The sequence below is a fragment of the Rhizobium sp. CRRU65 genome (assembly GCF_048551595.1).
In the GTDB taxonomy this organism is placed as follows: Bacteria; Pseudomonadota; Alphaproteobacteria; order Rhizobiales; family Rhizobiaceae; genus Rhizobium; species Rhizobium leguminosarum_J.
The window spans coordinates 232,555-243,586 of sequence record NZ_JBLYZH010000006.1 but is presented as its reverse complement, the minus strand read 5'-3'; the positions used below and the strand labels follow the sequence as shown (position 1 = coordinate 243,586).

11 protein-coding genes and 1 other RNA gene are annotated in these 11,032 nt (G+C 61.8%); 6 read left to right on the top strand and 6 right to left on the bottom strand.

Going from position 1 to position 11,032, the window contains the following annotated elements; all coding sequences use genetic code 11:
- Positions 1-41: 41 nt before the first annotated feature.
- The 4 genes from ACM5SV_RS15095 to ssrA all read right to left on the bottom strand — a co-directional run bounded on the left by ACM5SV_RS15095 (position 42) and on the right by ssrA (position 1,685).
- The gene (locus tag ACM5SV_RS15095) at positions 42-266 is read right to left on the bottom strand and encodes a ribbon-helix-helix domain-containing protein (RefSeq protein WP_017994693.1); all 225 of its coding nucleotides are present in this window, start codon (positions 264-266) and stop codon (positions 42-44) included.
- A gap of 168 nt (positions 267-434) precedes the next feature.
- The gene (locus ACM5SV_RS15090; RefSeq protein ID WP_017994692.1) at positions 435-629 is read right to left on the bottom strand and encodes a DUF4169 family protein; all 195 of its coding nucleotides are present in this window, start codon (positions 627-629) and stop codon (positions 435-437) included.
- Between the two features lie 50 nt (positions 630-679).
- Positions 680-1,195, bottom strand: coding sequence for an SspB family protein (locus tag ACM5SV_RS15085; protein ID WP_017994691.1), 516 nt, complete (start codon positions 1,193-1,195; stop codon positions 680-682).
- Between the two features lie 127 nt (positions 1,196-1,322).
- Positions 1,323-1,685: a transfer-messenger RNA gene (ssrA, locus tag ACM5SV_RS15080) on the bottom strand.
- 111 nt (positions 1,686-1,796) lie between these two features.
- On the opposite strand from ssrA, the gene ACM5SV_RS15075 reads away from it, so the two are divergent.
- The 5 genes from ACM5SV_RS15075 (at position 1,797) to ACM5SV_RS15055 (ending at position 7,270) form a co-directional block, all read left to right on the top strand.
- Entirely contained in the window at positions 1,797-2,591 is a 795-nt protein-coding gene (locus ACM5SV_RS15075) for a thymidylate synthase (protein WP_012758237.1), read from the top strand.
- A 13-nt stretch (positions 2,592-2,604) separates the two neighbouring features.
- A complete protein-coding gene (locus ACM5SV_RS15070) occupies positions 2,605-3,123 on the top strand; it encodes a dihydrofolate reductase (protein ID WP_128406244.1) in 519 nt (172 codons plus the stop codon).
- Positions 3,124-3,271: 148 nt separating this feature from the next.
- A complete protein-coding gene (hflK, locus tag ACM5SV_RS15065; protein ID WP_012758235.1) occupies positions 3,272-4,354 on the top strand; it encodes an FtsH protease activity modulator HflK in 1,083 nt (360 codons plus the stop codon).
- Between the two features lie 2 nt (positions 4,355-4,356).
- A complete protein-coding gene (gene hflC / locus ACM5SV_RS15060) occupies positions 4,357-5,307 on the top strand; it encodes a protease modulator HflC (RefSeq protein ID WP_221971327.1) in 951 nt (316 codons plus the stop codon).
- Positions 5,308-5,506: 199 nt separating this feature from the next.
- Positions 5,507-7,270, top strand: a complete 1,764-nt coding sequence (locus tag ACM5SV_RS15055) for a Do family serine endopeptidase (protein WP_221971328.1) — start codon at positions 5,507-5,509, stop codon at positions 7,268-7,270.
- A gap of 333 nt (positions 7,271-7,603) precedes the next feature.
- Here ACM5SV_RS15055 and serB read toward each other — a convergent pair whose 3' ends face one another.
- Positions 7,604-8,494 carry a phosphoserine phosphatase SerB gene (gene serB, locus ACM5SV_RS15050; RefSeq protein ID WP_222014172.1) on the bottom strand — a complete coding sequence of 297 codons (891 nt, stop codon included), beginning with the start codon at positions 8,492-8,494 and terminating at the stop codon, positions 7,604-7,606.
- Here serB and miaA point away from each other — a divergent pair.
- A complete protein-coding gene (miaA, locus tag ACM5SV_RS15045; protein ID WP_113545190.1) occupies positions 8,493-9,389 on the top strand; it encodes a tRNA (adenosine(37)-N6)-dimethylallyltransferase MiaA in 897 nt (298 codons plus the stop codon). The two genes, serB and miaA, sit on opposite strands and share 2 nt — an antisense overlap.
- Positions 9,390-9,392: 3 nt before the next feature.
- On the opposite strand, the gene ACM5SV_RS15040 is transcribed toward miaA, so the two are convergent.
- On the bottom strand, positions 9,393-10,895 hold the full coding sequence (locus ACM5SV_RS15040; protein WP_222014171.1) for a PLP-dependent aminotransferase family protein: 1,503 nt from the start codon (positions 10,893-10,895) through the stop codon (positions 9,393-9,395).
- Between the last annotated feature and the right edge of the window lie 137 nt (positions 10,896-11,032).

Sequence of the window (11,032 nt, the reverse complement as noted above, 5' to 3'; positions counted from 1 at the left end):
GATGTCGTCCCAAATCGCTACGCGATTTTAAGCAACATGCATCAGGGCTGGTGGCTGGCGCCGGCCTTCAGCCAGGAAAGCACATGCAAGCGCAGCGCTGAGGACAGGTTGCTGTCCGGCGGGCGGTGGTCGTCGATTTCGGAGATCAGGGCGGCGAGCGGTATCGAACGGGCTGCGGCAATCGTCTTCAGCTCAGTCCAGAACTCATCCTCCAGCGAGAAACTGGTGCGATGGCCGTGCAATGTCGCCGAATGCTTGCGGATCATGGAGCGCCTTCACATTCCGATTGGAGCGCCTAGAGCGCCGCGCGTCCGCGAGCACGCGCTAAGGACGTTCTGTCAAAGCATGCGTGGGTCGGCAGATCGATTCAAGGAAACCGCGCAAGTGGCTGATCGCAGGTTCCATTCCGGCTCTTCGAGTTTTGCGTGAAACCGTCACGCGCCGTCGTCATCGGTCTCGATCCGGCCGTCGCGATGGGATTTGTCGGCCTTGTCGTTCAGGCTGCGGGTCAGTTGCTTTTCGGCCTTGGTGCGGCCGAAGGAGATGCGGTTCTGTTCGGCCTGCTTCTCCTGTTCGGAGCGAGCCTGCTTCTTGCGGAACTGGCGCAGATTGATGATTTCGGCGCTCATGCGGTTGCCTGGATTCCCTATGAAAAAGGGAGGCTTGGCCTCCCTTCAAATCACTGCTTCTTGCGGAAGGAGTCGAGCGAGACGACGGAGCCCGGTTTCTTCTCCTCGCCGTCGGCGGATTTTGCACCGCCGGCGTCATCGGGCTTTCCGGCCGCATCCACCGGATAGGCGGTGATTTCGCCGGACGGCAATTCCTCGCCATCGGCGAGTGGCACGTCGAACTCGAGCTCGAAGTTGACGGAGGGATCGTAGAAGCCGCGGATCGCATTGAATGGGATGACCAGCTTTTCCGGAACGTCCGAGAAGGAAAGACCGATCTCGAAATGCGTCTCGGTGATCTTCATGTCCCAGAACTGGTGCTGTATGACGATAGTCATCTGCTCGGGGTATTTCGACTTCAGGTGCTGGGAGATGCGCACACCGGTCGCGCCAGTGAGGAAGGTGATGAAGAAGTGATGATCACCGGGCAGGCGGCCCGTGGCTGCGACTTCCGCCAATACCTTGCGGATGACGCCGCGAAGTGCATCCTGTGCCAGAATGTCGTAGCGGATATGATCCTGCCCCATGCTTTTCCTGTCTTTCGTCGGTTCGGAGTCTTTTCACAAGGTTGTATGCCACGTCCGGGCGCCTTGGGAAAGACCGGAGCCGAGTCACGTTTTTAAGCAGCATACATGATTTCGGCGGCAGGGAGAAGGTGAAGGCTTCTGTTGCCAGGTGCCTTCGGACCCCGCCTAGAGGTGCGAACCACTAGGACTTTATTTGAAGTGTCACACCGCGATTAAGCAGCGAGACGAGCTTCCGCATAGTTGTCGTTTGCAACTACAATTTTAGCCCGATAACGGCGGTACAATGCCGAGCAAAAAGACGATCTTTACACCCTTGTCGATCCTGTTTCGCCCCCATCAAAAGCCGGCCTTTAAGACCGCCGGTTTTTGGTGGAGGCGCCGGGTACCGCCCCCGGGTCCAATAGGTTTATTACACCGCTCATTTATCGCCATAGCCGGCCCGAAAGCCGGCAGGGTTGATATAGGGGTTTCCTCAGCACAAGGAAAGGGCAAACGTCATAAAAGCGTTATGCGCCCCATCAGAAACATTGGGAAAATACCCGGCGGTGATTGGTTTCCCGGTTCCGAAGGCTTAAATTGGCCGAAACGGAATCAGCGCGACATGAAGCAATATCTCGATCTCTTGAATCATGTGATGGAAAAGGGCTCCGACCGGGGCGACCGCACCGGCACCGGCACGCGCTCGGTCTTCGGCTACCAGATGCGCTTCGACCTCGAAGAGGGCTTCCCCGTCCTCACCACGAAGAAGCTGCATCTGCGCTCGATCATTCACGAGCTTCTCTGGTTTCTGAAGGGCGAGACGAATATCCGATATCTCAAGGAAAACGGCGTTTCGATCTGGGACGAATGGGCCGACGAAAACGGCGATCTCGGGCCGGTCTACGGCGCCCAGTGGCGCTCCTGGCCAGCGCCGGATGGCGGCCATATCGACCAGATCGCCAATCTCGTCAAAGGCATCGTCAACAATCCGAATTCGCGTCGCCACATCGTTTCGGCCTGGAATCCGGCCGAAGTGGACGAAATGGCGCTGCCGCCCTGCCATTGCCTGTTCCAGTTCTATGTGGCTGACGGCAAGCTTTCCTGCCAGCTCTACCAGCGGTCGGCCGATATCTTCCTCGGCGTGCCGTTCAACATCGCCTCCTATGCGCTGCTGACGATGATGGTGGCTCAGGTGACCGGGCTGAAGCCCGGCGATTTCGTTCACACGCTCGGCGACGCTCATCTCTATCACAACCATTTCGACCAGGCGAAGCTGCAACTGGCGCGCCGACCGAAGCCGCTGCCGTTCATGCGCATCAAGCCTGATGTGAAGGACATTTTCGGATTCACCTTCGACGATTTCGAGCTGATCGGCTACGAGGCCGATGCCAGCATCAAGGCGCCGATCGCCGTCTGATCCGGGACATTCCATGGCCGACATCCGCAGGACCATTATCGCCGCCGTTGCCCGCAACGGCATTATCGGCCGTGACGGCGACATGCCGTGGCGGCTTTCGAGCGATCTCAAGCGCTTCAAGGCGCTGACATTGGGAAAGCCTGTGGTGATGGGCCGCAAGACCTACGACTCGATCGGCAAGCCACTGCCGGGACGGCCGAACGTCGTCATTTCGCGGCAGGCAGCGATAGATCATCCTGATGTCTCCATGACGCATTCGCTGTCCGAGGCGATAACGGCGGCCGAAAGGCTGGCGCTCGAAACCGGCGTCGACGAGATCTGCATTCTGGGCGGCGGGCAGGTCTATGCCCAGGCGATCGGTCTTGCCGACCGGATGTGCATCACGCACGTCGAGGCCGATCTCGACGGAGACGCGTCGTTTCCCGTGATTGATCCCGATATCTGGCAGGCAGGGGAGGCGATCGCGGTTCCGGCCGGCGAGAAGGACAGTTATCCCACGCGCTTCGTCGTCTACGAACGCCGACGCGCCTGAAAATGAACTATTTTCCAATTAAATTGACCAAGTTTCTCACGTTGCGTTGAAAGCCGGTGCGGCGATACTTATAACGGTCACCAACGCATCGGCCGGTCAGCCCCCACGGTTTCGCATGCGTGGAGACTTAACGAACAACGAGGTTTTGATGCCCTGGAGCAATCAGAATGGCGGCGGCGGCCCTTGGGGCGGCGGCGGCGGTAATAATCAGGGACCATGGGGACAGGGGCCGAACCGGCCGCGCGGTGGCGGCGGCAAGGGCGGACCGCCTGATCTGGAAGATATCATCCGGCGCGGCCAGGACCAGCTGCGCAACATCATTCCCGGCGGATTCAACGGCGGCGTGGCGGTGATTGTCGTGGCGATCGTCGCCGTCTTCTGGCTGATCCAATGCATCTACGTCGTGCAGCCGGACGAACGCGGCGTCGAACTGCGGTTCGGCAAGCCGAAGGAAGAGATTTCCATGCCCGGCCTGCATTTCCATCTGTGGCCGATGGAAACGGTGGAGACGGTCAAAGTGACCGTGCAGCAGCTGAACATCGGGGCGACTTCGGCATCGTCTTCGAACGGCCTGATGCTGTCCAGCGACAAGAGCGTCATCAACGTCCAGTTCGCGGTCTTCTACACCGTCAGCGATCCCAAGGCCTATCTCTTCAACGTCGAAAATCCGGCAGAGACGCTGCAGCAGGTTTCCGACAGTGCCATGCGTGAAATCGTCGGCCGGCGTCCGGCGCAGGACGCCTTCCGCAGCAATCGCCAGCCGATCGAAGTGGATGTGCTCAATATCCTGCAGGATACGATGAACCGCTATGGCGCAGGCGTGACTGTGACCGGCGTGACGATTCAGAACGTGGCACCGCCGCGGGAAGTCGCCGATGCCTTCGAAGAAGTGCAGCGTGCCGGCCGTGACCGCGACAGCACGATTGAAGAGGCCAATCGCTATACCAACCAGAAGCTTGGTCAGGCGCGAGGCGATGCGGCCAGAATCCGTGAAGATGCAGCCGCCTACACGGACCGTGTGGTGAAGGAGGCCGAAGGTGAAGCGCAGCGCTTCACGGCGATCAACGACGAATATTCCAAGGCGCCCGACGTGACCCGCAAGCGGTTGTACCTCGAAACGATGGAGCAGGTGCTGAAGAACTCCCGGAAGGTCATCATCGACGAGAAGCAGGGCGTCCTGCCCTACCTGCCGCTCAATGAGCTCGGCAAGCCGGCGCAGCAGGGAGGTTGATCATGACATCGAACAGACTTCCCATCATTCTCATCATCCTCGCCATCGTTTTGGTCGGGCTCTATTCGTCCATCTTCGTGGTGAATGCACGTGAGCAGGCCATCGTCGTCCGTTTCGGCCAGATCCAGTCGGTCAAGACCGAGCCGGGCATTTATTTCAAGCTGCCCTTCGGCTTCATGGATGCCGACCGCGTTCAGCTGGTCGAAAAGCAGGCGCTGAGGCTCGATCTCGACAATATTCGCGTTCAGGTCCAGGACGGTCAGACCTTCGACGTCGATGCCTTCGTGATCTACAACATCTCGGATGTCCGCCGCTTCCGCGAAACGGTATCGGGCGATCGCGAAGCTGCGGAAGCGCGGTTGAGAGCCCAGCTCGATTCATCGCTTCGTCGCGTCTACGGTCTGCGTGACTACAATGCTGCGCTCTCGGAAGAGCGTGTCGCGATGATGCTGGAGATTCGCGACGACCTGCGCACAGATGCCGAAAATCTCGGCCTGCATATAGACGATGTTCGTATCCGCCGCACCGACCTTTCGCCGGAGGTTGCGCCCAACACCTATAATGCCATGCGGTCGGAACGTCTCGCCGAGGCGGAGCGTATCCGTGCGGAGGGTAATGAGGAAGGCCAGCGGCGCCGGGCCGTCGCCGACCGTCAGGTCGTCGAGTTCACCGCAGGCGCCCAGCGCGATGCGGAAATCCTTCGAGGCCGGGGCGATGCGGAACGCAACCGCGTCTTCGCCGAAGTCTTCAGCAAGGATCCAGCCTTCTTCGAGTTCTATCGCTCGATGGCGGCCTATTCCTCCGCTCTCTCGTCACAGGACACGACGCTGGTGCTGTCGCCGAATTCGGAATTCTTCCGCTATTTCGACAATGCCGCCGGCACCCTGCAGTCGGCAAATCCGGCCGCACCGGTTCCGGCAGTTCCCGCCGCACCGGCCCAGCCGGCGAACTGACAGCGGGGAAACGACCCCGACAATCTGGAAGGGCCGGCCCGAGCGCCGGCCCTTTTTTCGTGGAATGATTGTGACGATCCGGCTTTTGCGAGGCCACGTCACATTGCACGGGGATTTCGCGAAAAGGTGATTTCGCCCTCCATCATTCCGCCTTATGCTGGTGCTCAATGTGCGCATGTACCCCTTATGAGGAAGCTTAATGGCCCCCACGATTCGCTCGCCCTTCAGACGAACGCTCGCGCTTATGGCCAGCGCTGCAATTCTTGCGCATGCCGGCATGAACGGGGTCGTATATGCCCAAACCGCGCCTGAGACGACAGCGCCCGGGCTTGCCGCCCCCGCTCCGGCTACTCCAGAAATGGCTGCCCCTGCACCCACACCGCCGGCCCCGGCTGCACCGGAAACGGCTGCTCCTACGTCTGCCGCACCGCAGCAGACCGCTCCGATCCAGGTCGCCGTTCCCAATAACGGCCCGGCTTCCGTCGCCGATCTCGCCGAAGGGCTGCTCGACGCCGTGGTCAACATCTCGACCTCGCAGAATGTGAAGGACGATGAGGGTGCAGGCCCGGCGCCGCGCGCGCCTGACGGCTCGCCTTTCCAGGAGTTCTTCAACGATTTCTTCAACAAGCAGCAGGGCAACAAGGGCGGCAACCACAATGTCAGCTCGCTCGGCTCCGGCTTCGTCATCGATCCGGCCGGCTATATCGTCACCAACAACCACGTGATCGAGGGCGCCGACGATATCGAGATCAATTTCGCCAATGGTTCGAAGCTCAAGGCGAAGCTGATCGGCACCGATACGAAGACCGATCTTTCGGTGCTGAAGGTCGAGCCGAAGACGCCGCTGAAATCGGTGAAATTCGGCGATTCCAGCACGATGCGCATCGGCGACTGGGTGATGGCGATCGGCAATCCGTTCGGCTTCGGCGGTTCGGTGACGGTGGGTATCATTTCCGGGCGTGGCCGCAACATCAATGCCGGTCCCTACGACAACTTCATCCAGACGGATGCGGCGATCAACAAGGGCAATTCCGGCGGCCCGCTGTTCAATATGAAGGGTGAAGTGATCGGCATCAACACGGCGATCATTTCGCCGAGCGGCGGCTCGATCGGTATCGGCTTCTCTGTGCCGTCGGAGCTTGCTTCCGGCGTCGTCGACCAGCTGCGCGAATATGGCGAGACGCGGCGCGGCTGGCTCGGCGTGCGCATCCAGCCGGTGACCGACGATATCGCCGACAGCCTCGGGCTCGACACTGCAAAGGGCGCGCTGGTCGCCGGTGTCATCAAGGGCGGCCCCGTCGATGACGGCTCGATCAAGGCGGGCGACGTCATTTTGAAATTCGACGGCAAGACCGTCAGCGAAATGCGCGACCTGCCGCGCGTCGTGGCGGAAAGCACGGTCGGCAAGGAAGTCGACGTCGTGGTGCTGCGCGACGGCAAGGAGCAGACCGTCAAGGTGAAGCTCGGCCGGCTCGAGGACAGCGATCAGGCGGCAGCATCCGACGATGCGGCGCCCGACGGTTCGCAGAGCGACGGCGGCGTGATCACCCCGGACCCCGGCGAGAACAACGACATGGACCAGCCGGATTCAGGCGATCAGGCTAAGCCTGCACCTGATTCACCCGACCAGCATAAAGGCCAGGTGTCGCCGGATGCGGCCACGCCGAAGAACGTGCTCGGGCTGTCGCTGTCGCTGTTGAGCGCCGAGACGCGCAAGGCCTTTGGCATCGCCGAGAGCGTTGACGGCGTCGTCGTCACAGAGGTGACGCCCGGCTCCGCCTCGGCCGAAAAGGGGCTGAAGCCCGGCGACGTGATCGTCGAGGTTGCGCAGGAGTTTATGAAGTCGCCGGATGCTGTCGCCGCCAAGGTGCAGGCGCTGAAACAGGAGGGCCGCCGCAACGCTCAGCTGATGGTCGCATCGGCGAATGGCGATCTGCGGTTCGTGGCGGTGCCGATGGAATAGGGGAGCTAAGCGGTAGTGAATTTGCCGCCGTGGTCTCCAACTCTCCCTCATTCCCGTGCTTGTCACAGGAATCCAGTGCGCCCAAAGTCCTTGGGCTAAGAAGACTCTACTCTCTTGGCGTAAATCATTCACCGCGCAGACGCGCGGTGGCTGGATTCCTGTGACGAGCACAGGAATGGGGGCGGAGAGGGTGTGCCGGGCGGCCTTTCGAAACGGGGCCGTTGGCCTAACGGTCCGGAGGTGACAGGCTATTTGGCGGGTTTATGGAGGTTGCCCTTCCGTACGTGGCACCGGCGATCAGCCCCGATTTCGGGAATATCGCTGGTATCGCCTTCAAGCCGTCACGAAATCCGTCTTCCGGTAACCCTGGATATAAAGCAGGGCGGTCAGGTCGCCGTGGTTGATGCGCATCTGTGCTTCGGCAGCGACTGCCGGCTTGGCGTGGAGGGCGACGCCGGCGCCGGCGAGGTGTAGCATGCCGAGGTCGTTGGCGCCGTCGCCGACGGCCATCGCTTCTTCCGGCGAAATGCCGAGGCGAGCCGATATTTCGTTCAGCGCATCGACTTTCGCCTGCTTGCCGAGGATCGGTTCGGCGACGAAGCCGGAGAGAATGCCGCCGTCTTCGAGCAGCGTGTTGGCACGGTTCTCGTCGAAGCCGAGGGTGGCGGCGATGCGGCTGGTGAAGACGGTGAATCCGCCGGAGACTAGCGCGGCGTAATGACCTTTCGACTTCATGGTGGCGATGAGTTCCGGGCCGCCCGGCGTGAGCGTGATGCGCTTGGCGATCACCTCGTCGACGACCGATATCGGTAGGCCCTTCAGCAGGGCGACACGCTCACGTAAGGCCGGCTCGAAAGCGATCTCGCCGTTCATGGCGCGGGCGGTGATGGTCGCAACCTTCTCCTTCAGGCCGACTTCGGCGGCGAGTTCATCGATGCACTCCTGGCCGATCATCGTCGAATCCATATCGGCGATCAGCAACTTCTTGCGGCGGGTCTCCTGCTCCTGGATAACGAGGTCGATGGGCGCGCTAGATACGACGGCAAGGATATTGGCTTCTGCCGCTTGCGCGTCCGTGCCGTCGCGCAGCGCGATGTCGCAGGCGATGCCGTCTGCCAGCCAGTAGAGACCGGAAGCGTTCACGGCCTCGGCCGCCCGTTCGGCGATTTCGGGTGTCAGCACGGGATTTGACGGATTGGCAACAAGCGTGGCAACGAGGGCCATGATGGAAAACCTTCTGAGCACAGTGAACGCGATCCTGATAACCGGGCCGACCGCCAGCGGCAAGTCCGCGCTCGCCGTCGAATTGGCCAAGCGTCATGACGGCGCGGTCGTCAACGCCGATAGCATGCAGGTCTACGACACGTTGCGGGTGCTGACCGCGCGCCCGTCGGAGGCGGAGATGCAGGGCGTGCCGCATCATCTTTACGGCCACGTGCCGGCAGGTGCGGCTTATTCCACAGGCGCCTGGCTGCGGGATGTCGCAGCACTACTACCGGCGCTGCGGGACGCAGGACGGCTGCCGGTCTTTGTCGGCGGCACGGGACTTTATTTCAAGGCGCTGACCGGCGGGCTCTCCGATATGCCGGAGATACCTGAGGTGCTGCGGGAAAAACTCAGGACCCGGCTGCTGGAGGAGGGGCCGGACGGGCTCTACGCCGAACTCGCCGAGGCCGATCCCGCCATGGCGGCAAGCCTCAACCGGCAGGACGGACAGCGGATCGTCCGGGCGCTTGAAGTGGTGAAGGCGACGGGGCGGTCGATCGCCGATTTCCAAGGCCGGTCGGGACCGGTGGTTATCGACGCCGATGAGGCCCGCAAGATCGTCGTGCTGCCGGACCGGGCTGTGCTGCATCAACGCATCAACGGGCGTTTCGAAAAGATGTTGCAGCAAGGTGCGGAATACGAGGTAAGGGCGCTGCTTGCGCTCGATCTGCCGGCCGAGGCGCCTGTGATGAAGGCAATTGGCGTGTCGCAGATTACGGCAATGCTAAGGGGCGAGATGACGCGCGACGAGGTGCTGGAGAAGGGGGCTGCGGCGACGCGGCAATATGCCAAGCGGCAAATGACATGGTTTCGCAACCAGATGGACGGTAGCTGGGAACGGCTGACGGTTTAGCCATCAGTTTGTTGCGGGCCGCCTGCTTTGAGACATCTGCTGGCTCAGCTGCTTGACGAGTTCGCCAACCGCCGCCTGCAGCTGGTCCGGCAGAAATCCGCCGAAGCCCAGCATCAGGCCGGGGCGCGCCGGCTGGGCGGCATACATCGGGGAGATCGCACGCACGGCGAGGCCGGCCGACAGCGCACGGGCTGCGAGTTGCACGTCATCGACCTCTTCGGGCAGCCATAGAAGAATATGCATGCCTTGGTCGCTCTGCTGGACGCGGCAGCCCTCAGGCAAGGCCCGCTCGAGCGCCGAAAGCAGAAAAGCGCGGCGTTCGGCATAGAGGCCGCGGATGCGCCGGATATGCGCTTCGAAATAGCCTTCCCGCATGTAGGCCGCCAGACCGTGCTGTTCGGCGATCGGCGAATGCCGATCGAGAATGGCGCGGGCGCCGGCAAAGGCTTCCGCGAGCGGAGGAGGGGCGATGACGTAGCCGAGGCGCAGGGAAGGAAAGAGCACCTTGCTGAACGTGCCGAGATAGATGACACGTGACGGCCGCAACCCCTGCATTGAGGGAAATGGGTGTCCGGCATAACGCAGCTCGCTGTCGTAATCGTCCTCGACGATCCAGGCGCTATTTTGGTCGGCCCAGGCGATCAAGGAATTGCGCCGGGCCATGCTGAGCGGCATGCCGATTGGATATTGGTGCGACGGGGTCAAGAATGCGGCGCGCGCCTGCGGGCATAGCTCGAGACCGCGTTCCACATTCATTCCCTGTGCATCGACCGGCAGGCGGTGTGTCTGGACACCGAGATCATCGAGCACCGCCGTCAGGCCGGGATAGGCCGGGTCCTCGGCCCATACCGGATCATCACGCGAGAGAAGGACCCGGCCCGCCATATAGAGGCCTTGCTGGGTGCCTGACGTGACGATGACCTGTTCCGGCTCGCAATGAACGGCCCGCGCGCGGCGGACGTGGCCGGCAATGGCAAGCCTGAGTTCGAGCAAACCCATAGGATCGTGGTAGCCGGAGGGTGCGGCCTGTCGCGACGCGCGCACGCGGTTGCCGAGACGGCGCCAGTTGTCGTCGGGCGCAATGCCACAAGCCGGGACGGCGATGGCGAAGGGAACGGGCGGGTGCGGGGTGAGCGCACGGGCGACGGCAATCAGCCGGGCAGCCTGGGAAGGCAGATCGACGGCATCCGCGGTAGATGGCACAGCCGGTGCAAGCGGGGGCGCCGGCGTGGTGTCCATCAGATCGGTGGCAACACGGGTTCCGGCTCCGACCCGCGCTTCGAGATAGCCTTCAGCGGTCAACTGATCGAACACCTCGACAACGGTGCCGCGCGCGATCTTCAGCGAAGCCGCAAGGCTCCGCGTCGAAGGAAGGCGTTCTCCCGACCTCAGCTCACCGCGGGCGATCGCGTTCCGCAGGGCCTGTGCAAGCTGGCGACTCACATTGGCCGTTCGCTCGATCGCTTTGAGCGATGGTATTTCGATGGTGCTACGCCGTTTGGACATCGCAAAATGGTCCATAGAAATTATTCAAAATGGAGCTTCATGGTGGACCAATTTTCAAAGAAAAGGAAGCAGATTGGCGACTTCCCGAGGGCGTGCTTTTCGTCGTCGGGGTGGTACCGTGCGCGAGCGCAAACTTC

Bases quoted from the DNA above. Each gene is read 5' to 3' on its own strand.
- ACM5SV_RS15085 (WP_017994691.1), bottom strand. From the start codon at position 1,195: ATGGGGCAGGATCATATCCGCTACGACATTCTGGCACAGGATGCACTT.
- ACM5SV_RS15095 (WP_017994693.1), bottom strand. From the start codon at position 266: ATGATCCGCAAGCATTCGGCGACATTGCACGGCCATCGCACCAGTTTC.
- ACM5SV_RS15040 (WP_222014171.1), bottom strand. From the start codon at position 10,895: ATGTCCAAACGGCGTAGCACCATCGAAATACCATCGCTCAAAGCGATC.
- hflC (WP_221971327.1), top strand. From the start codon at position 4,357: ATGACATCGAACAGACTTCCCATCATTCTCATCATCCTCGCCATCGTT.
- ACM5SV_RS15075 (WP_012758237.1), top strand. From the start codon at position 1,797: ATGAAGCAATATCTCGATCTCTTGAATCATGTGATGGAAAAGGGCTCC.
- ACM5SV_RS15070 (WP_128406244.1), top strand. From the start codon at position 2,605: ATGGCCGACATCCGCAGGACCATTATCGCCGCCGTTGCCCGCAACGGC.
- miaA (WP_113545190.1), top strand. From the start codon at position 8,493: ATGATGGAAAACCTTCTGAGCACAGTGAACGCGATCCTGATAACCGGG.
- ACM5SV_RS15055 (WP_221971328.1), top strand. From the start codon at position 5,507: ATGGCCCCCACGATTCGCTCGCCCTTCAGACGAACGCTCGCGCTTATG.
- serB (WP_222014172.1), bottom strand. From the start codon at position 8,494: ATGGCCCTCGTTGCCACGCTTGTTGCCAATCCGTCAAATCCCGTGCTG.
- hflK (WP_012758235.1), top strand. From the start codon at position 3,272: ATGCCCTGGAGCAATCAGAATGGCGGCGGCGGCCCTTGGGGCGGCGGC.
- ACM5SV_RS15090 (WP_017994692.1), bottom strand. From the start codon at position 629: ATGAGCGCCGAAATCATCAATCTGCGCCAGTTCCGCAAGAAGCAGGCT.